At 61.6% G+C, this 21910-nt stretch carries 20 protein-coding genes and 1 tRNA gene; 8 read left to right on the top strand and 13 right to left on the bottom strand.

The window, feature by feature from the left end:
- The first annotated feature begins 24 nt into the window (after nt 1-24).
- Nucleotides 25-501: an outer membrane lipoprotein gene (locus tag BCY88_RS28545; RefSeq protein ID WP_028196458.1), complete on the top strand. Its 477-nt coding sequence runs from the start codon at nt 25-27 to the stop codon at nt 499-501.
- 384 nt (nt 502-885) lie between these two features.
- On the opposite strand, the gene BCY88_RS28540 is transcribed toward BCY88_RS28545, so the two are convergent.
- The 7 genes from BCY88_RS28540 to BCY88_RS28510 all read right to left on the bottom strand — a co-directional run bounded on the left by BCY88_RS28540 (nt 886) and on the right by BCY88_RS28510 (nt 9256).
- The gene (locus tag BCY88_RS28540) at nt 886-1506 is read right to left on the bottom strand and encodes a histone H1-like DNA-binding protein (RefSeq protein WP_120347519.1); all 621 of its coding nucleotides are present in this window, start codon (nt 1504-1506) and stop codon (nt 886-888) included.
- Between the two features lie 30 nt (nt 1507-1536).
- Nucleotides 1537-1863: a hypothetical protein gene (locus tag BCY88_RS28535; protein WP_120347518.1), complete on the bottom strand. Its 327-nt coding sequence runs from the start codon at nt 1861-1863 to the stop codon at nt 1537-1539.
- 85 nt (nt 1864-1948) lie between these two features.
- Entirely contained in the window at nt 1949-3184 is a 1236-nt protein-coding gene (locus tag BCY88_RS28530; protein ID WP_120347531.1) for a ribonucleotide-diphosphate reductase subunit beta, read from the bottom strand.
- A 659-nt stretch (nt 3185-3843) separates the two neighbouring features.
- On the bottom strand, nt 3844-6846 hold the full coding sequence (locus tag BCY88_RS28525) for a ribonucleoside-diphosphate reductase subunit alpha (protein WP_120347517.1): 3003 nt from the start codon (nt 6844-6846) through the stop codon (nt 3844-3846).
- 529 nt (nt 6847-7375) lie between these two features.
- Nucleotides 7376-7972 (bottom strand): 1,6-anhydro-N-acetylmuramyl-L-alanine amidase AmpD, encoded by a 597-nt coding sequence (gene ampD, locus BCY88_RS28520; RefSeq protein ID WP_120347516.1) that lies wholly within the window; start codon nt 7970-7972, stop codon nt 7376-7378.
- On the bottom strand, nt 7969-8313 hold the full coding sequence (locus tag BCY88_RS28515) for a PP0621 family protein (protein WP_120347515.1): 345 nt from the start codon (nt 8311-8313) through the stop codon (nt 7969-7971). The genes ampD and BCY88_RS28515 overlap by 4 nt, the downstream gene beginning before the upstream one ends.
- A 10-nt stretch (nt 8314-8323) precedes the next feature.
- Nucleotides 8324-9256 (bottom strand): cytochrome C assembly family protein, encoded by a 933-nt coding sequence (locus tag BCY88_RS28510; RefSeq protein WP_120347514.1) that lies wholly within the window; start codon nt 9254-9256, stop codon nt 8324-8326.
- Nucleotides 9257-9337: 81 nt separating this feature from the next.
- Between BCY88_RS28510 and ffh the strand changes: the two genes are divergently transcribed.
- Both ffh and BCY88_RS28500 read left to right on the top strand, forming a co-directional pair.
- Nucleotides 9338-10705, top strand: coding sequence for a signal recognition particle protein (gene ffh, locus BCY88_RS28505; protein WP_120347513.1), 1368 nt, complete (start codon nt 9338-9340; stop codon nt 10703-10705).
- Between the two features lie 169 nt (nt 10706-10874).
- Nucleotides 10875-11426, top strand: coding sequence for a hypoxanthine-guanine phosphoribosyltransferase (locus BCY88_RS28500; RefSeq protein ID WP_120347512.1), 552 nt, complete (start codon nt 10875-10877; stop codon nt 11424-11426).
- 141 nt (nt 11427-11567) lie between these two features.
- Here the strand turns inward: BCY88_RS28500 and BCY88_RS28495 are convergent, their stop codons facing one another.
- Nucleotides 11568-12167: a MarC family protein gene (locus tag BCY88_RS28495; RefSeq protein WP_120347511.1), complete on the bottom strand. Its 600-nt coding sequence runs from the start codon at nt 12165-12167 to the stop codon at nt 11568-11570.
- 11 nt (nt 12168-12178) lie between these two features.
- Nucleotides 12179-13915, bottom strand: coding sequence for a proline--tRNA ligase (locus BCY88_RS28490; RefSeq protein WP_120347510.1), 1737 nt, complete (start codon nt 13913-13915; stop codon nt 12179-12181).
- Nucleotides 13916-14253: 338 nt separating this feature from the next.
- On the opposite strand from BCY88_RS28490, the gene BCY88_RS28480 reads away from it, so the two are divergent.
- Both BCY88_RS28480 and BCY88_RS28475 read left to right on the top strand, forming a co-directional pair.
- Nucleotides 14254-15000 carry an RNA pyrophosphohydrolase gene (locus BCY88_RS28480; protein ID WP_120347508.1) on the top strand — a complete coding sequence of 249 codons (747 nt, stop codon included), beginning with the start codon at nt 14254-14256 and terminating at the stop codon, nt 14998-15000.
- 76 nt (nt 15001-15076) lie between these two features.
- Nucleotides 15077-15634, top strand: coding sequence for a CNP1-like family protein (locus BCY88_RS28475; RefSeq protein ID WP_120347507.1), 558 nt, complete (start codon nt 15077-15079; stop codon nt 15632-15634).
- Nucleotides 15635-15759: 125 nt separating this feature from the next.
- Here BCY88_RS28475 and proB read toward each other — a convergent pair whose 3' ends face one another.
- The 4 genes from proB to rplU form a co-directional block, all read right to left on the bottom strand.
- Nucleotides 15760-16878 carry a glutamate 5-kinase gene (proB, locus tag BCY88_RS28470; RefSeq protein WP_120347506.1) on the bottom strand — a complete coding sequence of 373 codons (1119 nt, stop codon included), beginning with the start codon at nt 16876-16878 and terminating at the stop codon, nt 15760-15762.
- An 84-nt stretch (nt 16879-16962) separates the two neighbouring features.
- Nucleotides 16963-18087, bottom strand: coding sequence for an Obg family GTPase CgtA (gene cgtA / locus BCY88_RS28465; RefSeq protein ID WP_120347505.1), 1125 nt, complete (start codon nt 18085-18087; stop codon nt 16963-16965).
- Nucleotides 18088-18316: 229 nt separating this feature from the next.
- The gene (gene rpmA / locus BCY88_RS28460; RefSeq protein ID WP_007180330.1) at nt 18317-18580 is read right to left on the bottom strand and encodes a 50S ribosomal protein L27; all 264 of its coding nucleotides are present in this window, start codon (nt 18578-18580) and stop codon (nt 18317-18319) included.
- A gap of 25 nt (nt 18581-18605) precedes the next feature.
- Nucleotides 18606-18917, bottom strand: a complete 312-nt coding sequence (gene rplU, locus BCY88_RS28455) for a 50S ribosomal protein L21 (RefSeq protein WP_007180329.1) — start codon at nt 18915-18917, stop codon at nt 18606-18608.
- A gap of 238 nt (nt 18918-19155) precedes the next feature.
- Here rplU and BCY88_RS28450 point away from each other — a divergent pair, with 238 nt between their 5' ends.
- From BCY88_RS28450 to BCY88_RS28440, 3 genes are all read left to right on the top strand, one after another.
- On the top strand, nt 19156-20148 hold the full coding sequence (locus tag BCY88_RS28450; RefSeq protein WP_120347504.1) for a polyprenyl synthetase family protein: 993 nt from the start codon (nt 19156-19158) through the stop codon (nt 20146-20148).
- Between the two features lie 49 nt (nt 20149-20197).
- Nucleotides 20198-20274: transfer RNA gene (locus tag BCY88_RS28445), tRNA-Pro, on the top strand.
- Nucleotides 20275-20478: 204 nt separating this feature from the next.
- Nucleotides 20479-21783: an HlyC/CorC family transporter gene (locus BCY88_RS28440; protein ID WP_183081475.1), complete on the top strand. Its 1305-nt coding sequence runs from the start codon at nt 20479-20481 to the stop codon at nt 21781-21783.
- Nucleotides 21784-21910: the final 127 nt, after the last annotated feature.

Below are 21910 nucleotides of genomic sequence, written 5' to 3'. Positions count from 1 at the left end.
ACCGCAAGCTATTGGAGTTAGGGAATGAGAACAACGAGTCGCCTGGTAGTGGCCGCTTTGATCGCCGGTTCGCTGGCCATGTCGGGGTGTGCGTACAACAGCAGCTCTGCAGACGTCTACACGGCGTCGCAGGCACAGCGCGAAGAAACGGTGCGCATGGGCACGGTCGACAGCGTGCGCGCAGTGAAGATCAGTTCGAATAACGGCCAGCCGAGCGGCTTGGGCGCGATCGGCGGCGGCGCCTTGGGTGCGGTGGCAGGCAGCGCGATCGGCGGCGGCCGTGGCTCGATCGTGACCGGCATTATCGGCGGCCTCGCCGGCGCAGTGGCGGGCAATGCGGTCGAGAACGGCGTCGCGGTGCACGACGGCCTCGAGATCACCGTGCGACTCGACAACGGCGATATGCGCGCAATCACGCAAAGCGCCACCGGCGAAATCTTCCGCGCCGGCGACCGCGTCCGGCTGCTCTCCAGCGGCGGCGTCACGCGCGTCACTCACTAAGTTTCCCCTCTCGTGCGGTCGCGCTTCACGCGCTGCCGCGACGACCTCAAACGCATGCCCTCCCCTGTCGACCGGAGTTAGCGCTTTAGCTGTCGACCAGAGTTCGCGCTTCAGCGCGCTACTCTGGTCCCATGCAAAGCACTTACTCCGGTCCCATGCAACATGGTGGCGGTGCATGCGTTTTTTTTCGTCCGTCGGTTTTGCAGCGTTTCGTACAACCGGCGCGTTCGCTCGGGCAAAAAAAATCCCGTCGCCAGAAACCCGGCAACGGGACCCTGACCGAGTAGCGCTCGGTCATACGGCTACGTAAGCGCTACTCGATCATCGACACAGGTACGGCGTGTCGAAGTACTTCTACCGCCTGGTCAAAACTTATTGACCAGATTACGGACGGCTGCCCGTCGGGAACGGCCATGCCGCTGCCGGGTTCAGCGCGGTCTTCACCGTCGCTGCCGGTGCGCTCGAGACAGAAGTCGCAGCGGGTGCAGGAGCCGCCTTCTTGGCGACAGCCTTCTTCGCAGGCGCAGCCTTCTTGGCAGGAGCAGCGGCCTTCTTCGCGGCAGCCTTCTTGGCAGGCGCAGCCTTTTTAGCAGCAGCCTTCTTCGCAGGCGCAGCTTTCTTGGCAGCAGCCTTTTTCGCAGGCGCAGCCTTCTTGGCAGCGGCCTTCTTAGCCGGTGCTGCCTTCTTTGCCGCGGCCTTCTTCGCCGGTGCTGCCTTCTTCGCTGCAACCTTCTTCACTGCAGCTTTCTTCGCCGGTGCTGCCTTCTTGGCCGGCGCTGCCTTCTTCGCTGCAACCTTCTTCACTGCGACTTTCTTTGCAGCAACCTTCTTGGCCGGAGCAGCTTTCTTCGCTGCAACCTTCTTCGCCGGTGCTGCCTTCTTCGCTGCAACCTTCTTCACTGCGACTTTCTTTGCAGCGACTTTTTTCGCCGGAGCAGCCTTCTTGGCCGGTGCTGCCTTCTTGGCTGCGGGTTTCTTAGCTGCGGCTTTCTTGATAGTTGCCATCATTTTCTCCTTCAGGTTTTCAGATGAGAGTCAGTTCAAACTACACCCTTCGTCAAAACCCGCTTCCCGCGGACGCTTCTCAGGGCGCGCGCTACGAAGCGGGCTATTCATCGGCGTACGCAGGTGCTGCGCGCTTACGCTAATGAATGCGGTAAGGCGCGCCGTGCCCTTGGGCACCGCGCGCCAGATCTGGTCGGCGCTGGATCTCAACGCCGGCAATTGCTTGATCGGGCCGCTGGCGGCAACGCCAGCGGCTTTTTCCGGGGGGAAGTTTGCCCATCCCACTGAAGGGTTCGCAAAGTGCCAGCCATGTTTGTGGGCCGCGAAGGCACGCGGCGCACCGGGCACGATTTGCATCAGGCGGTTCTGCTCCTAACTAAATTGCCGCGGCCGAAGCCTGCCGGCATCCCCAAAATGAATGCATCTGCGACACGAACCCGGATCACTCCCAGGTCAGCGCGCCGCCAGTCTGATATTCGATCACTCGCGTCTCGAAGAAGTTGCGTTCCTTCTTCAGGTCGATCATCTCGCTCATCCACGGGAACGGGTTTTCCTCGTTCGGGTACAGCGGATCGAGACCGATCTGCTGGCAACGGCGGTTGCAGATGAAGCGCAGATAGCTCTTGAACATCGACGCATTGAGGCCGAGCACCCCGCGCGGCATCGTATCTTCTGCGTAACGATATTCAAGTTCGACCGCTTGCTGGAAGATCTCGCGGATTTCCGCGCGGAACTCAGCCGTCCAGAGTTGCGGGTTTTCGAGTTTGATCTGGTTGATCAGGTCGATGCCGAAGTTGCAGTGCATCGACTCGTCGCGCAGGATGTATTGGTACTGTTCCGCCGCGCCGGTCATCTTGTTCTGACGGCCCAGCGCCAGGATTTGCGTAAAGCCGACGTAGAAGAACAGGCCTTCCATCACACAGGCGAACACGATCAGCGAGCGCAGCAGCGTCTGGTCGGTCTCGAGCGTGCCGGTCTTGAAGCCCGGATCGGTCAGCACGTTGATGTACGGAATCAGGAATTCGTCTTTCGCGCGGATCGAGGGAACCTCGTGATACGCGTTGAAGATTTCGCCCTCGTCGAGGCCCAGCGATTCGACGATGTACTGGTAAGCGTGCGTGTGGATCGCCTCTTCGAACGCCTGGCGCAGCAGGAACTGGCGGCATTCGGGCGCCGTGATATGGCGGTAGGTGCCCAGCACGATGTTGTTGGCGGCCAGCGAGTCGGCCGTCACGAAGAAACCCAGGTTGCGCTTGACGACACGGCGCTCGTCTTCGGTCAGACCGTTCGGGTCTTTCCAGAGGGCGATGTCGCGCGACATGTTCACTTCTTGCGGCATCCAGTGGTTGGCGCAACCAGCCAGATACTTTTCCCAGGCCCACTTGTATTTGAACGGCACCAACTGATTGACGTCGGTCTGGCCGTTGATGATGCGCTTGTCGGCGACATTGACCCGTGCTTCGGAAACGGCGGCCGTTCCAGCAGTAGCGTTGGTCACATGAGCGACGGGAGCGACAGCGATGTCGTTCGCGAAGATGTCTTGAGCCGAGGGAGCGTGGGGAGCGGAACGCGTTCCGACTTGCGAACCGACAGCCGATCCCGCAGCGTTGCGCAACACATTCTGTTGCGTAGCGCTCGAGGGAGTTACGGCAGTGATCTCGTCATCCCAGTTGAGCATAAATGTCACCATCAATTTAGAACGGTTTGTACCATCTTTTCACGAGCGATAAAAGAGTTCGCTGATGAAAAATCCTGTTTTCGATTCGCGTTGCTACGTTCATACAACACTTTGTTCAACAGACTGTGTGTGTCGCCTCATGTGAAGCGTGTTGAACGCGTGTCGTCGAGGTGCTTCGCGAGCTCGAAGAGCAACGTGTCGAAGCGACGTTTCGCTGCTCTATCTATCTGTATTGCGGAGTGCGTCTGCAGGGTTTTGCGATTGCTTCCTGCTGCCTCGCGATTGCCTGTTCGTCAGTGCTGGCGAGGTGAAGTTCAATGCAATGTCGGGCGATGCATCTGGCCGGCCGTGTCGTTCGACCTTCGACCGGAGCGTTTGCTGAGCGCTTCATATCGAGCGCTTCGTCTGTGCTGCCGACTGCTGACTGCTTCATCGACTACCTGCTTACCGCTTCGCGGCTTCAGCCGCTTGCCCTGCTTCGATGCTGTTCGACGAGCGGCACAACGTCGATTCTGTTTCGCCGCGCCGCTCATCTACTTCACTTCTTCACGGCTTCGTCCTGCTTGCCGATCGCTGCATGCGGGTCTTTACCTACGACCCACTCAACCACGCAGCGATCGCGCCACTTGCTTCGTGCTCGCCTCGCAGTTGCGAGACGTTTATTGGCAAGCCTCGCACTCGTCGAAACCCGCATCGCCCGGACGCATCATGCACACCGGACCATCCGCTTCCGGCGCTGCTTCGACTGCCGCTGCCGGCGCCGCCGCTACCTGGATGCCGCCCGAAGCCGCACCGCCGCTCGCGCCAAAACCACCTGCTGCGCCACCGCCGACACCGCCCGCGCCGCCCGATCCTTCGCTGCCGCCCGAGCTCACCGCGTTCAGCGCGCCGTGCGCCACCGTCGACTTCTCGACGTGCGTCGCCGCCATCGTGCGGAGGTAGTAGGTCGTCTTCAGGCCACGCACCCATGCGAGCTTGTAGATTTCGTCGAGCTTCTTGCCCGACGCGCCACCCATGTAAATGTTCAGCGACTGTGCCTGGTCGATCCACTTCTGACGGCGCGAAGCCGCCTCGACCAGCCACACCGGATCGAGTTCGAATGCGGTCGCGTAGATCGCGCGCAGGTCGGCCGGGATGCGGTCGATGCGCGACAGCGTGCCGTCGAAGTACTTCAGGTCGGCGACCATCACTTCGTCCCACAGACCGCGTTCCTTCAGGTCACGCACCAGGTAGTCGTTGACCACCGTGAACTCGCCCGACAGGTTCGACTTCACATACAGGTTCTGGAAGGTCGGTTCGATACAGGCCGACACGCCGATGATGTTCGAGATCGTCGCCGTCGGCGCGATCGCGATGCAGTTCGAGTTGCGCATGCCGTAGGTGGCGATGCGCGAACGCAGTTCGGTCCAGTCCATCGACTCGCTCGAATCGACTTCGACGTAACCGCCGCGCGCCTGCTCCAGCAGCTTCACCGAGTCTTGCGGGAGGATGCCGCGATCCCACAGCGAGCCGCGGTAGCTGGAGTAACGGCCGCGTTCCTGCGCCAGTTCGGTCGACGCGTAGTAAGCGTAGTAGCAAACCGCTTCCATCGACGTATCGGCGAACGCAACCGCCTCTTGCGACGCGTACGGCGTGCGCAGCAGGTGCAGGCAGTCCTGGAAGCCCATGATGCCCATGCCGACCGGACGGTGCTTCAGGTTCGAGTTACGCGCCTTGGCAACCGCGTAGTAATTGATGTCGATCACGTTGTCGAGCATGCGCATTGCCACGCTGACCGTGCGCTTCAGCTTGTCGTGGTCGAGCGCCAGGGTGCCGTCGGCCTGTTCCTTCAGGTGAGCGACGAGGTTCACGGAGCCCAGGTTGCAGACGGCGATTTCGGCGTCGCTCGTGTTCAGCGTGATTTCCGTGCACAGGTTCGACGAGTGAACGACGCCGACGTGCTGTTGCGGCGAGCGCACATTGCACGGATCCTTGAACGTGATCCACGGGTGGCCGGTTTCGAACAGCATGCCCAGCATCTTGCGCCACAGTTGCGCTGCCGGAAGCTTCTTGAACAGCTTGATCTCGCCGCGCGCAACCTTCTCTTCGTAAGCTGTGTAAGCCGTTTCGAATTCTGCGCCGAACAGGTCATGCAGATCCGGGCAGGTGGACGGCGAGAACAGCGTCCAGTCACCGCCTTCCATCACGCGCTTCATGAACAGGTCGGGAATCCAGTTCGCCGTGTTCATGTCGTGCGTGCGGCGACGGTCGTCGCCGGTGTTCTTACGCAGCTCGAGGAATTCTTCGATGTCCAGGTGCCACGTTTCCAGGTACGCGCAAACCGCGCCCTTGCGCTTGCCGCCCTGGTTGACCGCCACCGCCGTGTCGTTGACGACTTTCAGGAACGGCACCACGCCTTGCGACTTGCCGTTAGTGCCCTTGATGTGCGAACCGAGTGCGCGCACGCGCGTCCAGTCGTTGCCCAGACCGCCGGCGAATTTCGACAGCAGCGCGTTTTCCTTCAGCGCTTCGTAGATGCCGTCGAGGTCGTCGTCCACCGTCGTCAGGTAGCACGACGACAGTTGCGAGCGATGCGTGCCCGAATTGAACAGCGTCGGCGTGGACGACATGAAGTCGAAGCTCGACAGGATGTTGTAGAACTCGATAGCGCGCGCTTCGCGGTCGATCTCGTTCAGCGACAGGCCCATTGCGACACGCATAAAGAATGCCTGCGGCATTTCGATGCGCACGCCGTCGTGATGCAGGAAGTAGCGGTCATACAGCGTTTGCAGACCGAGGTAGCCGAACTGCAGGTCGCGGCTGTTGTCGAGCGCGGCGCCGAGGCGCTTCAGGTCGAACTGCTGGAGCTTGTCGTCGAGCAGGCCGGCGCCGATGCCGCGCTTGATGAACTGCGGGAAGTACTCGGCATAGCGGTCGGCCATTTCCGTTTGCGTGACTTCCTCTTCGAGGATCTCGCGGCGGATCGTGTGCAGCAGGATGCGTGCGGTGACCTGGCTGTATGCCGGGTCCTTTTCGATCATCGTGCGGGCAGCCAGAATCGCCGAGTCGTAGACTTGGGCCATCGGCACGCCGTCGTACAGATTCTTCACCGTTTCCGCGATGATCGGATCGGCATTCACGACGTCGCCCAGGTTCGAGCAAGCCAGTTCGATGATGCCGCGCAGCGCAGCCATGTCGAGCGGACGCGTCACGCCGTTGTCCGTGACATTCAGACCCGGAGTGCTGGCGACGATCTGGTCGTCATGGCCGCGCGCCTGGGTGCGCTTCTCGCGATACAGCACGTAGGCACGCGCGACGTTGTGTTCGCCGCCGCGCATCAGCGCGAGTTCGACCTGATCCTGAATGTCTTCAATATGGAAGGTGCCGCCGTTCGGGCGGCTGCGCACGAGCGCGCGCACCACGTTCTGCGTGAGTTGCTCGACCAGCTCGCGCACACGCGCGGAGGCTGCGCCTTGACCACCGTTGACGGCCAGGAATGCCTTCGTCACGGCGATGGCGATTTTCGACGGTTCGAACGACACCACGCTGCCGTTGCGGCGGATCACCTTGTAGTCGGCGTAGGTCGCTTGCGGCGCGAGCGCTTGCGCGCCTTGTGCCTGGCCAAAGTTCTGGCCAGTCGATGAACCCTCGTACCGGGTCGTCACGTTGTCGGTGGTTTGCATGTGCAAAGCTCCTGGTCTTGGAAATGTTGCGGAGGAAGCCGCGGATTAAAACGAACGCTGCGCCGCCGCGTGCGCAAACGATGGGGTGCAGAAGAAAGGCCGGCTGAGCCGGGTGGCGGGATGCGACAGCGATGAAGCCTGATTCGAATTGATAACGGTCTTCACGCTGTGTGTCGCGATCACTTGCTGTGCCCTTTTCCTGAATTTTTCTGGACGCTGCCGACTCTCTATCAGCCGCGCCGCAGGAATTGTTTTGTCACTGCCTGGAATGCTTGCGGCGCCGTGCTCGGGAGCGGGGCGCCGCATAACTTATGCACTCAGTTATGCACAGAGTTATACACACCGGACACAAGATATAGTGCAAAACTGAATTTCTGGCACCAAGTATAGTGTAGTTTCAAGACAGGTCAAATCGTTTTATTTGCTTTCGAAGTCTTGACTTTTGCATAGCGCGGCGGGAAGCCGCCTCCCCGGAGAGCGAGGCTGCGCCTTGCTCTCCTTGCTTCGCGCAAAGTCGCGCGAAGGGCCGTTACGGCGTTTGGGGAAACTTGAGATAGGGGAAGTACTGATCGGCCAGCGCGGTGTCGCGTTGCAGCCGCTGCCACTCGAAATGGGGTCCTGGATCGGTTTTGCGGCCGGGGGCAATGTCCGAGTGACCGGCCAGTCCCTCGACCGGATAGCGAGCCTTGAGCGCCGTCACAAGCGCGCCGAGCGTGCGGTATTGCGCCGCTTCGAAAGCAGTCGTGTCGCTGCCTTCCAGCTCGATGCCGATCGAGAAATCATTGCAGCGCTCGCGGCCGAAAAAATTCGATGGGCCTGCGTGCCATGCGCGCTCGTTGCAGGACACAAACTGTTCGAGCGAGCCGTCGCGATGGATCACGAAGTGCGCCGACACCCGCACGCCGCGCAGATGCGTGTCGTAGTACGGGTGGGCATCGCAGTCGAGCGTGTTCTGGAACAGCTCGGCAATCGCCGTGCCGCCGAACTCGTCAGGCGGCAGGCTGATGTTGTGCACGACGATCAATGTGGGCACGGCCCCTGCGGGCCGCGCTTCGAAATTCGGCGATGGCAGTTTGCGCGCGGCGTCGACCCAACCGTCGGCCTCGACGGTGAACGCGAGGTTCATCGCGCGTCGCGGCCCGTGGGATGCGCGCCATGACGTTGCGCGTGCGCGGCGCTGCAGAACGCCTGCCCGGCAACGACGACCGAGTCGCTCTTCGGCGCGTGCACGCCGCATTCGGCGCAGCGGATCATCGGCTCGGCAAGCTGCGGCTGCGCTTGCGCGGAGGCTGGCCCACGCGCGCCGCCGTTCGGGCCGCTCCGGCCACTCTGGCCGTTGGCCCCCGCAGCGCTATTCGCACCGGCACCGCCCGTGCGCTGAGACGCTTGCGCGTCATGACGACGCAGCGCCTTCACCAGCCACTGGCCAACGATAAACAACAGGATCAGCAGAAAAATTTGTCGCATGGCAGGACACTCACACTACAGCACGGTGCAGCAGCACCTCGAATACGAAACGGCTGCCGACGTACGCCAGCAGCAGCGCGACGAACGACGCCAGCACCCAGCGCAATGCCGCACGGCCGCGCCAGCCGGACACCTTGCGCGCGGTCAGCAGCGCGCCGAACATCACCCAGGAAAGAATCGCGAACACGGTTTTGTGGTCGAGCCGCAATGCGCGGTCGACCAGTTGCTCGCTAAATATGATGCCCGAGAGCAGCGTCAGCGTGAGCAGGACGAAACCGGCGCCGATCAGGCGGAACAGCAACTTTTCCAGCGTCAGCAGCGGCGGCAGCGTGTCGAGCCAGCTCGACAGCCAGCCGTTGCCCGCAGCCGCATTGCGTTGCGACATGCCGCCGCGCATTGCGTGCAGACGGCGCTCGACCAGCAGCATCAGAATCGCGTGCAACGCCGCTATCGCGAACAAACCGTACGCGATATTGGCGATCAGGAAGTGCAGCTTGAACATGGGCGCGGCCGAATACGGCAGCACACGCACGCCATTGAACGCCAGCGGCAATAAGGAAGCCACACAGGCGAGCGGCAACACCAGCAGGCGCAGGCCGTCGAGCGGGAAGAAAAAACTCTCGATCCAGTAGATGCCGGCGCCGAGCCAGAACATCGCCGACAGCGCGAACGCGAAACCGAAAACCATCGCGTTCTGAGGAAAGATGGTGGTGTGCAGCAGCACGCCGTGGGCTAGCAGGGCAACAAATAGCAGCGCGCGGCCCGAGCTGCTCATGCCCGAGGCGGCCGAGGAAGACAATGGGACCGACCTGCCCGCGGTGACGGGCACCGCCGGCACGCTCTCGAGCATGGGGCGCAAGGCGGCGTGCCGGTGCGAGCGCCAGCCGGCCACGGCGAGACCGCCGTAGAGGAGCGCAGTGAGGGCATACAGTACAATATCCATATTCGAAGTTTACACTAGGCCCCTGCTCCGCGACGTCTCCCGCATCGCGCCCTGCTCCGGCCGCACTGTTCATCGCTCCCCATGCTCGACAATCTGACTCAACGGATGGCGCGCGTCGTCAAGACGCTGCGCGGCGAAGCCCGGCTCACCGAGGCGAACACCCAGGAAATGCTGCGCGAAGTGCGCCTGGCACTTCTCGAGGCGGACGTGGCGCTGCCCGTCGTGCGCGAATTCATCGCCAAGGTGAAGGAAAAGGCGCTCGGCGAGGAAGTCATCAGCAGCCTGTCGCCGGGTCAGGCACTCGTCGGCGTGGTGCAGCGCGAGCTGACCGCGGTGATCGGCGGCGACTACGAAGGCAAGGCGGTCGAACTGAACCTCGCCGTCACGCCGCCGGCCGTCATCCTGATGGCGGGTCTGCAAGGCGCCGGTAAGACGACCACGGTCGGCAAGCTCGCCAAGCTCCTGCGCGAAAAATACAAGAAGAAGGTCCTGACCGTTTCATGCGACGTTTACCGTCCGGCTGCCATCGCGCAGTTGAAGATGGTGACCGAGCAGGTCGGCGCGGACTTCTTCCCGTCGGAACCGGATCAGAAACCGGTCGACATCGCGATCGCCGCGGTGGATTGGGCCAAGCGCCACTACCACGACGTGCTGCTGGTCGACACGGCCGGCCGTCTGGGTATCGACGAAGCGATGATGGCGGAAATCACCGCGCTGCACAGCACGTTGAAGCCGGCGGAAACGCTGTTCGTGGTCGACGCGATGCTCGGTCAGGATGCCGTCAACACCGCGAAGGCCTTTAGCGACGCATTGCCGCTCACCGGCGTGGTCCTCACGAAGCTCGACGGCGACTCGCGCGGTGGCGCGGCGCTCTCCGTGCGTCACGTGACGGGCAAGCCGATCAAGTTCGTCGGTGTCGCCGAAAAGCTCGACGGCCTCGAAGTCTTCTACCCGGATCGCATGGCGAACCGGATTCTCGGCATGGGCGACATTCTCGCCCTCGTCGAGGAAGCACAGAAAGGCGTGGACGTACAGGCTGCGCAGAAGCTCGCCGACAAGGTCAAGAAAGGCGGCGACTTCGACCTCAACGATTTCCGCGCGCAGCTGACCCAGATGAAGGGCATGGGCGGGCTGTCCTCGCTGATGGACAAACTGCCGGCCCAGTTCCAGCAAGCCGCCGCCGGCGCCGACATGGGCCAGGCCGAAAAGCAGATGCGCCGCATGGAAGGCATCATCAATTCCATGACGCCGCTGGAGCGCGCAAAGCCCGACCTGATCAAGGCCACCCGCAAGCGCCGTATCGCCGCTGGTGCTGGCGTGCAGGTGCAGGAAGTCAACCGCATGCTGAATCAGTACGACCAGATGCGCACGATGATGAAAAAGCTGAAGGGCGGTAATCTGCAAAAGATGATGCGCGGCATGAAGGGCATGATGCCCGGCATGCGCTAAGCTTTAGCAAGACGGCGGCGCGCGTGCTTTCGTGCAGGAACCGTGGCACGCGCGGCTGACTCCGGATTTATGCGGGTTTATTCTGTACCGCATGCCGCCGTCCCCCAGGGGATTTCCTTCGGGGTATTCCCACTCACACTATGTATACAGTTACCGCCCGTCTGACGTCATGAACCGCGAAGAAGCTCTCCACATTTTTAGCCACTCCGAAGAAATCGTTTCGGCCGACGACGTCAACGCGTCGATCAGCGGCATGGCCACGGCCATCCGCAACGAGATGAGCGAGGACTTCCCGCTCGTGCTGTCGGTAATGGGCGGCGCGGCGGTGTTCACCGGCATGCTGCTGCCGCACCTCGATTTCCCGCTCGAGTTCGACTACATCCACCTGACCCGCTATCGCAATACCACCAAGGGTGGCAATGAGATGCAGTGGCGCGTGGCGCCGGCCGAGTCGGTGAAGGATCGCGTCGTGCTGGTGCTCGACGACATCCTCGACGAAGGCGAAACCATGGCCGCGATCCGCGACCGCATCCTCGCGATGGGCGCGAAGCGCTTCCTGAGCGCGGTGCTGTGCGAGAAGATCATTCCGAAGGCGAAGCCGCTGCGCCCGGACTACTGTGGATTCGAAGTACCGGACCGCTACGTGTTCGGTTGCGGGATGGACGCCAAGGGTTACTGGCGCAATCTGCCGACTATCCGGGCGTTGACTGAGGGCGCTTGAGCGGCGTGCTTGAGCGACATAATAGCGGCGGCGTTTTTTGACGACGCGGCTCGATAAAAAAAGCGGCCAACAGGCCGCTTTCTTATTTGCCGAAGACGATGCAAAGGGTGGCTCTACCCGCCTCGCACTCTCTGCGCCGACTCAAAGCTGATGCACAAAAGAACGGATACCGCCGAGCATCATCTCCACTGAGATCGCCACGAGCACCAACCCCATCAAGCGCTCAAAGGCCATCATCGCGCGCTCGCCGAGCCAGGCCTGAATCCGCTCCGCCAGCATCAGCACGATCGCGCAGACGATCATCGTGACAGTCAGCGCACCGATCCACTCGAACATCTTGCCCGGCGCCTGCGATGTCAGCAGCATCACCGTCGCAAGCGCCGACGGACCCGCCAGCGCGGGAATGGCGAGCGGCACGATGAGCGGCTCGCCGCCCCGCGTGTCGCCGCCGAACGGACCGTCCGGATGCGGAAACACCATTCTGAGCGCGATCAGGAACAGCACGATTCCACCGCCGATACGCAGCGACTGGTCGGTCAGACTCATCATGCGCAAGAAACGGTCGCCGACCACCATGAACACCAGCAGGATCGCGAAGGCGATCGCCACCTCACGGAGGATGACGATCGTGCGCCGCTTCGGCGCCACCCCGCGCAGACAACTGATGAAGAGCGGAATGTTGCCGAGCGGATCGGTGATCAGAATCAGCAGGACTGTCGCGGACAGAAAGGTGTATTCCACCTCGGCTCCGCTTAGCGCGCCAACGCGGCGCGAACCTTGCCGATCACCGTTTGAGCGGCGTCCTCGACCGGCAGCAGCGTCGCTTCAGCGTCGCGGCGGCCTTGATACTCGAGCTTGCCGTCCTTGAGACCCCGATCGCCGATCACCAGACGATGCGGCACGCCGATCAGTTCCCAGTCGGCGAACATCACGCCAGGGCGTTCACCGCGATCGTCGAGGATCACGTCGACACCTGCTTCGAGCAACTCGGCGTACAGCTTGTCGGCCTGCTCACGCACGGCATCGCTTCGGTCATAGCCCATCGGGCACAGCACCACCTCGAACGGTGCGATCGACTCCGGCCAGATGATGCCCTTGTCGTCGAAATTCTGCTCGATCGCCGCGCCCAGAATACGCGTGACGCCAATGCCGTAGCAGCCCATTTCCATCGGACGCGGCTTGCCGGTTTCGTCGAGGCAGGTGGCGTTCATGGCATCCGAGTACTTCGTGCCGAGCTGAAACACGTGGCCCACTTCAATGCCACGGCAGATGTCGAGCACGCCCTTGCCGTCCGGCGACGGGTCGCCCTTCTTCACGTTGCGAATATCGGCGACGACCGGCTCCGGCAGATCGCGGCCCCAGTTCACGCCGGTGGTGTGGTAGTCCACCTCGTTCGAGCCGACCACAAAGTCGCTCATGTTCGCCACCGTGCGGTCCGCGACGACCTTGACCGGCTTCTTCGTATTGAGCGGGCCGAGGTAGCCCGGCGGCGTGCCGAATGTTTCGACGATCTCGGCTTCGGTCGCCATGCGGAAATCGGCGAGTCCCGGCAGCTTGCTCGCCTTGATCTCGTTCAGATCGTGGTCGCCGCGCAGCATCAGCAGCCAGATGGTCGGCTCGGCACCTTCGTTTTCCGTGGCGAGGACGATCGACTTGATCGTGCGCTCGAGCGGGATGTTCAGCAGTTCAGCCACGGCTTCGCACTTCGCCTTGCCCGGTGTCGCGGTCTTCTTCATCTCCTCGGCCGGCGCGGCACGTTGCGCGTGCAGCGGCAATGCTTCGGCCGCTTCGACGTTCGCGGCGAAATCCGAGGTCGGGCAATACGCGATCGCGTCTTCACCCGTGTCGGCGATCACGTGGAACTCATGCGAACCGCTGCCGCCGATCGAGCCGTTGTCCGCTGCCACCGCGCGGAAATCCAGACCAAGACGCGTGAAGATGCGCACGTACGCGTCGTACATCTTGCGATACGACTCGCGCAGGCCTTCCGCGTCCTTGTCGAACGAGTACGCGTCTTTCATGATGAACTCGCGGCCGCGCATCACGCCGAAACGCGGACGGATCTCGTCGCGGAACTTCGTCTGGACCTGATAGAAGTTCACCGGCAACTGGCGGTAGCTCTTGATCTGATTGCGCGCAATGTCCGTGATCACTTCCTCATGAGTCGGTCCGATCACGAAATCGGATTGCTTGCGATCCTTGAAGCGCAGCAGCTCAGGGCCGTATTTTTCCCAACGGCCCGATTCCTGCCAGAGTTCAGCCGGCTGCACTGCGGGCATCAGCAGTTCGATCGCGCCGGCCCGGTTCATTTCTTCGCGCACGATGGCTTCCACCTTGCGGATCGAACGCAGGCCAACCGGCAGGTAGCTATAGATGCCGCCGGCGACGCGGCGGATCATGCCGGCGCGCACCATGAGCTTGTGGCTGACGATCTCGGCGTCGGCAGGCGCTTCTTTCAGCGTGCCGATAAAGAAACGGGAAGCTTTCATTCAGATTTTCCAAAAGCGGCGGCTCCGGAAGGACCGCCCGAAAGGTGAAAACGGTGGGGAAATCGACACAGACCCGGCTTGAAGCCGGCACGGACTCGCCGAACACCCGGCCAACGGTCTGCGTATACCAGGCAAAACCCCGGCAAAACCGGCCCGAGCGCAGCGTTGAAGCCGCCGCGCAAAGCCTTTGCAGCAAGGGATAAGGCACGGAAAGACAGACAGGCTACCGCAAACGCGGGCCTTTTGCGGCGAATCGTTCCAATCTGGTGCGAATCGGTGCGTCGGGTCCGTTATCTGTTTATAATCAAAGCAATTTTAAAGGATTCGAAGGTGGTTGTATGCTGGATCGTGAAGGCTTTCGCCCGAACGTCGGCATCATCCTCTTGAACGCGCACAACGAGGTGTTTTGGGGCAAACGGCTCCGTGAACATTCCTGGCAGTTTCCGCAAGGGGGCATCAAGTACGGAGAGACCCCCGTGCAAGCGATGTATCGGGAGTTACACGAAGAAACCGGGCTGCTTCCTGAGCACGTCAAGGTGATCGGTCGCACGCGCGACTGGTTGCGTTACGAGGTGCCTGACAAGTTCATCAAGCGCGAAGTACGCGGTCATTACCGCGGCCAGAAGCAAATCTGGTTTTTGCTCCGGATGGTTGGACGCGATTGCGACATATGCTTGCGCGCCACCGACCACCCCGAGTTCGATGCGTGGCGCTGGAACGAGTACTGGGTGCCACTCGACTGTGTGATCGAGTTCAAGCGGGATGTGTATCAGTTGGCGCTGACGGAGCTATCCCGTTTCATGCGCCGGGCTGCGCCGCGTGCGGAAAAACCTGGCGGGCACCATGGGCCTCGCTATCCCCGGATAGCGCCGTCAATGGAAAGTCCGCCGGATTCGACGATGATGACGGTCACCACCTCGGTGACCACCCTCAGCATCGAAACGTCGATTCACACGACGATCGCGTCTGATTGCGGTCCGGGTTCCGGGTCGGTGGCCGAGGTTGGCTCCGCGTCGGAACACGAAGACGAGTCCGATCGCGAAACCGCCGCCGGCTCGCTGTTCCGCCCAGGCGTACGCAATTAACAACTCTGTGCGGCCGTCCACGCCGCCTCCACGGGTGCGGCTCAACAGGCCGCGCCCGTCTTTCGAGGAAACCATATTGAAAGCACTTGCTCTCGTCGTGGCGTGCGTCGCCACCGGCGCCCTGCTGGCTGGATGTTCGAGCGCCGGCAAACCCACCAATAAAGACGACAGCGCGTTTGCCTATCTGCTGGACCGGCCGACCAACTGGGTTGAAAACAAGGTCGACACCTTGCCGCCACTGCCACAAGACTCGAATCTGCTGCCTTTTGAAGTCTCCGGCAACACGCCGCTGCAGTTCGCAATCGACAAGAATTCACTCAGCGTCGGCACCGACGGCGTGGTGCGCTACACCGTCGTCGTCACGAGCCCGAGCGGCGCGCGCAACGTGAACTACGAAGGGATTCGCTGCGACACGTATGAATGGCGCCAATATGCGGGACTGAACGCCGATCACGACGGCTGGGATCAAACCGTCGCCAACGACTTCAGGCGCATCGAGAATGGCGCGCTGAACGCCTATCAGGCAACGCTGTATCAGGATTATTTCTGCGCGAACAAGATACCCACGGCCAGCGCGAAGCAGATTGTCGAGAACATCCGCTACAAGCGCACGCAGACCTCGCTGATCCACTAAGGCAGTTTTTTCGTGAGCGTGCTTTAGATTGTCTGAAAGCCGCTTCGAGCCTCGGATGTAAAAAAGCCGTTCCAGCTCACGCTGGAACGGCTTTTTTTGTCTATCGCGCAGGTTGCGCCGAGCAGTCAGACCAGCACAAGATTGTCGCGGTGGATCACCTCAGGCTCCAGCATATAGCCGAGCACCGATTCAATTTCGCCGCTCGGACGCCGCTGGATCAGCTTGGTTTCCGCGCTGCTGTAGTTGGTCAGGCCGCGCGCGACTTCACGCCCGGCCGCGCTCAGGCAGGCGATTACTTCGCCACGCGCAAACGCACCCTGCACACCCACGATGCCGATCGGCAGCAAGCTCTTGCCGCCTTCGGTCAGCTTTTCGACCGCGCCGTCGTCGATCACCACGTGGCCGCGCACCTGGAGGTGATCGGCCATCCATTGCTTGCGCGCCGCCATGCGTGCGGTGCGCGCGATCAACTGCGTGCCGATCGCTTCACCCGAGGCAAGGCGTGACAACACGTCGGCTTCACGCCCGCTCGCGATCACCGTATTGGCGCCGCTGTGCGCCGCGCGTTTGGCGGCAAGAATCTTGGTCAGCATACCGCCGCGGCCCAGGCTCGAACCCGCGCCACCGGCCATTGCTTCGAGCTCAGGCGCGCCGGCATCGGCCTGCTGAACGAGTGTCGCACCCGGATCCTTGCGCGGATCAGCGGTAAAAAGCCCTTGCTGATCGGTGAGGATAACAAGCGCATCGCCTTCGATCAGATTCGCGACCAATGCGCCCAACGTGTCGTTGTCGCCGAACTTGATTTCGTCAGTGACGACCGTATCGTTCTCATTGATGATCGGCACAACGCCCAGACGCAGCAGCGTCAGCAACGTGGAACGCGCATTCAGATAGCGTTCGCGATCGGCCAGATCGGCATGGGTTAGCAGAATTTGCGCGGTCTGGATCGAATGCTCGGCAAAGCGGCTTTCGTAAACTTGCGCGAGGCCCATTTGACCGACAGCAGCGGCCGCCTGCAGCTCGTCAATTTCACGAGGCCGTTTGGTCCAGCCGAGCCGCTGCATGCCTTCGGCAATAGCACCCGAACTGACCAGCACGACTTCCTTGCCTTGCGCGCGCAAAGCGGCAATCTGGGCGGCCCAGCGGCCGATCGCAGCATGATCGAGGCCGCGCCCGTCGTTGGTGACAAGGCTCGAGCCGACTTTCACTACCAATCGCCGTGAATCTGCGATGACTGAACGCATTGTGCGCGGTCTCCCAGGATAACGCGTGATGCCTGTGTGCCGGCGGCCTTTGCAGGCGCCGGTGCTCAGGCTTGCTCAGGTTTGTTACGACTGCGGGTCGATGTCGGACTCGTCCGCAGCGGCAGCCGGTGCTTCCGGTTTCTCGCGGAAACGTACGTCGGCGGCGAGATCTTCGGCTTCAGCCGCGCGCTGCGCGTCCGAATGCGCGGCGATGTGGTCATACACCGCATAAACAAGACCTTCGCAACCCTGGCCGGTCAGCGCCGAGATTTCGAACACCGGACCGTCCCAGCCGAAGCCTTCGAGGAATGCCGACACCCGCGCTTCGCGCTCGTCTTCGGGCACCATGTCGAGCTTGTTGAGCACGAGCCACCGCGGCTTCTCGTAGAGCAATTCGTCGTACTTGCGCAGCTCGTTGACAATTGCCTTGGCTTCCGCGACCGGGTCGACGGACTCGTCGAACGGTGCGAGGTCGACGATATGCAGCAGGAGGCCAGTACGCTGCAAGTGGCGCAGGAACTGGTGGCCGAGACCGGCGCCTTCCGCCGCGCCTTCGATCAGACCGGGAATGTCGGCAATCACGAAGCTGCGGCTCGGCCCGACACGCACCACGCCGAGGTTCGGTGCGAGCGTGGTGAACGGATAGTCCGCAATCTTCGGCCGCGCGTTCGACACCGACGAGATGAAGGTCGACTTGCCGGCGTTCGGCATGCCGAGCAGACCGACGTCGGCCAGCACCTTCAGTTCGAGGCGCACCATGCGGCGCTCGCCAGGCTTGCCGTCGGTTTTCTGGCGCGGCGCGCGGTTCGTACTGGATTTGAAATGCAGGTTACCGAGACCGCCCGCGCCGCCTTGCGCGATCTGCACGCTCTGGTTGTGCTCGGTGAGGTCGGCGATCAGCTCGCCGGTTTCCATATCGGTAATAGTCGTGCCGACCGGCATGCGCAGCGTGATATCGTCGCCGCCCTTGCCGTAGCAATCCGCGCCACGGCCGTTTTCGCCGTTGCGCGCCAAATGTTTTTTCGCGTAGCGATAGTCGATCAGCGTGTTGATGTTGCGGTCTGCGACCGCAATCACGCTGCCGCCCCGGCCGCCGTCGCCGCCATCCGGGCCGCCGAACGGAACGAATTTCTCGCGGCGCATCGACGCGCTGCCATCCCCTCCGTCGCCGGCGATGACTTCAATCCTCGCTTCGTCAATGAACTTCATGCGTAACTCCGTCCCGTGGTGTACTGCTAGATGGTGCTGCTGGGTTGATGCTTTCAGATGATGCTATTTTGCCGCGCCCGCCGTGCGGTGGGCAATCGGCCGATCGGCCAGGTACGCCGATGTGGCCGTTCAGTCCGCCAATTCTTCGGACAAAAAGCGCTGCAATAAAAAAAGCCCCGCTAACTTCGCGGGGCCTTTTTCCGGTCCTGAAGCCCGTGCCTGAGTAAGCTCAGACTGCTGCCGGGACGACGTTGACCATGTGCTTCTTCGCTGCGCCCTTCGTCGAGAAATTGACGTGGCCGTCCGTCAGCGCGAACAAGGTGTGATCCTTGCCGATACCGACGTTTTCGCCCGGGTGCATACGCGTGCCACGTTGACGCACGATGATGCCGCCAGCGTTGATGGCTTGACCGCCGTAGACCTTGACGCCGAGACGCTTCGATTCAGAGTCGCGGCCGTTGCGGGATGATCCGCCTGCCTTTTTGTGTGCCATTTGATTTGCTCCTTAACCGTTGCGCTTACGCGTTGATCGCGTCGATGCGCAGTTCGGTATAGTTCTGGCGGTGGCCGCCATGCTTCTGGTAGTGCTTCCGGCGACGCATCTTGAAGATGGTCACTTTTGCGTGACGACCTTGCGACACGACGGTAGCCTTGACGGAAGCCCCACTGACCAGCGGCGTACCGAACTTAATCGATTCGCCTTCGCCCACTGCGAGAACCTGGTCGAGCGTGATTTCAGCGTCAATGTCTGCCGGTATCTGTTCTACTTTAAGTTTTTCGCCGACGGCAACTTTATACTGCTTGCCACCGGTTTTTATGACCGCGTACATTGAGAACCTCACTCTGTGTTCATTTTTCCCACGCACCGCGCGCGGAAACCCGTGATTATACATAGAGTTAGCTGCTCGGTCAAAACTCATTGAGAGTCGCGGCGCGCAGCGCCCGGCGCGGTGTCATCCGACCCCGGTAGCGGCCCTGCCACGGCCCGCGCCGCCTCGCGTCGCAGCCTGCGACCCGGAACTGTCGCGATTCGCCTTATAATTCGCGGCACTACCCAATTCAGCCATCATGTCGTCGACCGCCACCCCCTCCTCAAACGCCGCCAGCCTGCTCGCTCCGATCGCCGAAGACATGCAGCAGGTCAATCGCGTCATACGGCACCGTCTGGCGTCCGACGTGATGCTGATCAATCAGATCTCCGAGTACATCATCAGCGCCGGGGGCAAGCGGCTGCGGCCCGCCCTGCTGCTGCTGGTGGCAGGGGCACTGGGCGAGACCACCGGGCATCGGCACGAACTGGCCGCCGTCGTGGAATTCATCCACACGGCCACGCTGCTGCACGACGACGTGGTCGACGAATCCGATCTGCGGCGCGGCCGCCAGACCGCCAACGCGCTGTTCGGCAACGCCGCGAGCGTGCTGGTCGGCGATTTCCTGTACTCGCGCTCGTTCCAGATGATGGTCGGCGTGGGCAAGATGCGTGTAATGGAAATCCTGTCGGAGGCGACCAACATCATCTCCGAGGGCGAAGTGCTCCAGTTGCTGAACATGCATGACGCCGACGTGGACGAAGCGCGCTACATGCAGGTGATCCGCTACAAGACCGCCAAGCTGTTCGAAGCCGCCGCCCAGCTCGGTGCGGTACTGGCCGGTTCGGACGCGAAGACCGAAGCCGCCGCGGCGGAGTTCGGCCGCCGCATCGGCACCGCGTTCCAGATCATGGACGACTGGCTCGACTACACGGGCACGGCTGAATCAATGGGCAAGAACGCCGGCGACGATCTGCGCGAAGGCAAACCCACGCTCCCGCTGATCTATCTGATCGAACGCGGTTCGCCGGAACAGTCGGCGCTCGCACGGGAAGCCATCGAACAGGGCGGGACGGACCGTTTCGACACCATTTTCGAGGCGATCACGCGCTCCGGCGCGCTCGACCACACGCTTGAATGCGCGAAGCAGGAAGCGATGGCCGCAGCTGCAGCAATTTCTTCGTTTCCCGATTCCATTTTCAAAGATAGCCTGCTAGAATTATGTTCTTACTCGACGGCGAGACAGTCTTGAACGGGACTGAAACGCCGAGTTAGTCTGAATCGAGTGCAGCAGTACAAATCGGGGTGTAGCTTAGCCTGGTAGAGCGCTACGTTCGGGACGTAGAGGCCGGAGGTTCGAATCCTCTCACCCCGACCAGATTTTCCTTGTTAGTTCAAGGCTCGAAAAACCGCCCAGCTTGCTTGGCGGTTTTTTGTTTTTGGGTCGCAATTTTTAGTGACCGATAAGTGCTTTGCCGTCGCGGGTGATGGGCTTTGGGCATCCCAGAGCCCTCCACACAACCGGTTCGCGTAGCCCCCTCTGCTATATTCTCTCCATCCCGTCCCCTACCCTTCACAACGCGTGGAACAACTTCCCTTATGGGCGCAGATCGGCGCCGTCTTTCTGCTACTTATCTGCTCCAGCTTCTTTTCGATTTCCGAAACGGCGATGATGGCGATCAACCGCCATCGCCTGAAACACCTTGCCAATCAGAACGCGCTCGGCGCGAAGACCACTCAAGGTCTGTTGGCGCACACCGACCAGCTGTTGAGCGTGGTGCTGATCGGCAACAATCTCTTCAACACGATCATCCCGGTGCTCACCACCTCGATCGCGTTGCATACCTTTGGCCGTAACAATGTGGTGCTGTCGATCGCGACGGGTATCGTCGCGTTTCTGATCATCGTATTCGCGGAAATCACGCCGAAAATTGTGGGCGCGACGTTCCCCGAGAAGATTGCGCTGCCGGCCAGCCTGCTGATCGCACCCATGATGCGAATCGGCAAGCCGCTCGTCTGGTTCGTCAATCTGTTCGCGAACACGATCCTGCGCGTCCTGCATATCAACACCAAAGGCGCGCACGATCAGCGGCTTTCCACCGAAGAACTGCGCACCATTGTGCTGGAATCAGGCAGCTTCATGCCGACCAAGCACCGCAGCATTCTGTTGAATCTGTTCGATCTCGAGAACATCTCCGTCGACGACGTGATGATCCCGCGGCGCCGCATCGAAGCGCTCGACTTCGACGCGCCGTTCGAACAGATCCTGCATCAGCTGGAAACCTGCTACCACAACAAACTGATCGTCTATCAGGGCGACATCGACCGCGTGCTCGGCGTGCTTCACGTGCGCAAGACACTGGCCGCGCTGCATAACCAGGAACTGGAACGCGAGACGTTGCGCGAATTGCTGGCCGAGCCGTACTTCGTGCCGAGCGGAACGCCAGTGTTCCAGCAACTGCAGTACTTCCAGGAGAGCCGTCACCGTACGGCGCTGGTCGTAAATGAGTACGGTGAGTTACAAGGGCTGGTCACGCCGGAAGACATCATCGAAGAGCTGATCGGCGAATTCACCACCTCGATTCCGCGTAGCGCCAATTCGCGTGGCGGCTGGAACGAGAGCGGCGAATGCATCGTTGCCGGCAGCATGCCGTTGCGCGAACTGAACCGCTGGCTGCATCTCACGCTGCCGACCGATGGACCGAAAACGCTCAACGGACTGATTCTCGAGATACTCGAAGACATTCCCGACGGCGACGTGTGCGTACAGATCGGCGACGTGAAACTCGAGGTGATGCGCAGCGACGATCAGGCAATTCGCACCGTCAAGCTATTCAAACCACCCAGTCGCACGGGCGCGAAAACCGTCAAGGCTGTGCGCGGTTAAGCCCTGCACGCCGTAGCATTGCATAGGGCAGCGCTGCGCGCCATTAGCCGATTGGCCGAATAGTGCCGCGAGCGGCCTTACCGGATGATGGAGTCGTCATGTTCTACAGGCGGCTCGTCACCGGTCC

The organism is Paraburkholderia fungorum (assembly GCF_003610895.1).
GTDB lineage: Bacteria > Pseudomonadota > Gammaproteobacteria > Burkholderiales > Burkholderiaceae > Paraburkholderia > Paraburkholderia fungorum_B.
This window is presented reverse-complemented; position numbering and strand designations above follow the sequence as displayed.

Coding starts and splice junctions, on each gene's coding strand:
- BCY88_RS28515 (WP_120347515.1), bottom strand. CDS start 8,313: ATGCGACAAATTTTTCTGCTGATCCTGTTGTTTATCGTTGGCCAGTGG.
- BCY88_RS28450 (WP_120347504.1), top strand. CDS start 19,156: ATGTCGTCGACCGCCACCCCCTCCTCAAACGCCGCCAGCCTGCTCGCT.
- proB (WP_120347506.1), bottom strand. CDS start 16,878: ATGCGTTCAGTCATCGCAGATTCACGGCGATTGGTAGTGAAAGTCGGC.
- BCY88_RS28510 (WP_120347514.1), bottom strand. CDS start 9,256: ATGGATATTGTACTGTATGCCCTCACTGCGCTCCTCTACGGCGGTCTC.
- ffh (WP_120347513.1), top strand. CDS start 9,338: ATGCTCGACAATCTGACTCAACGGATGGCGCGCGTCGTCAAGACGCTG.
- BCY88_RS28540 (WP_120347519.1), bottom strand. CDS start 1,506: ATGGCAACTATCAAGAAAGCCGCAGCTAAGAAACCCGCAGCCAAGAAG.
- ampD (WP_120347516.1), bottom strand. CDS start 7,972: ATGAACCTCGCGTTCACCGTCGAGGCCGACGGTTGGGTCGACGCCGCG.
- BCY88_RS28480 (WP_120347508.1), top strand. CDS start 14,254: ATGCTGGATCGTGAAGGCTTTCGCCCGAACGTCGGCATCATCCTCTTG.
- BCY88_RS28530 (WP_120347531.1), bottom strand. CDS start 3,184: ATGCTCAACTGGGATGACGAGATCACTGCCGTAACTCCCTCGAGCGCT.
- BCY88_RS28500 (WP_120347512.1), top strand. CDS start 10,875: ATGAACCGCGAAGAAGCTCTCCACATTTTTAGCCACTCCGAAGAAATC.
- BCY88_RS28535 (WP_120347518.1), bottom strand. CDS start 1,863: ATGCAAATCGTGCCCGGTGCGCCGCGTGCCTTCGCGGCCCACAAACAT.
- rpmA (WP_007180330.1), bottom strand. CDS start 18,580: ATGGCACACAAAAAGGCAGGCGGATCATCCCGCAACGGCCGCGACTCT.
- rplU (WP_007180329.1), bottom strand. CDS start 18,917: ATGTACGCGGTCATAAAAACCGGTGGCAAGCAGTATAAAGTTGCCGTC.
- BCY88_RS28545 (WP_028196458.1), top strand. CDS start 25: ATGAGAACAACGAGTCGCCTGGTAGTGGCCGCTTTGATCGCCGGTTCG.
- BCY88_RS28525 (WP_120347517.1), bottom strand. CDS start 6,846: ATGCAAACCACCGACAACGTGACGACCCGGTACGAGGGTTCATCGACT.
- cgtA (WP_120347505.1), bottom strand. CDS start 18,087: ATGAAGTTCATTGACGAAGCGAGGATTGAAGTCATCGCCGGCGACGGA.
- BCY88_RS28490 (WP_120347510.1), bottom strand. CDS start 13,915: ATGAAAGCTTCCCGTTTCTTTATCGGCACGCTGAAAGAAGCGCCTGCC.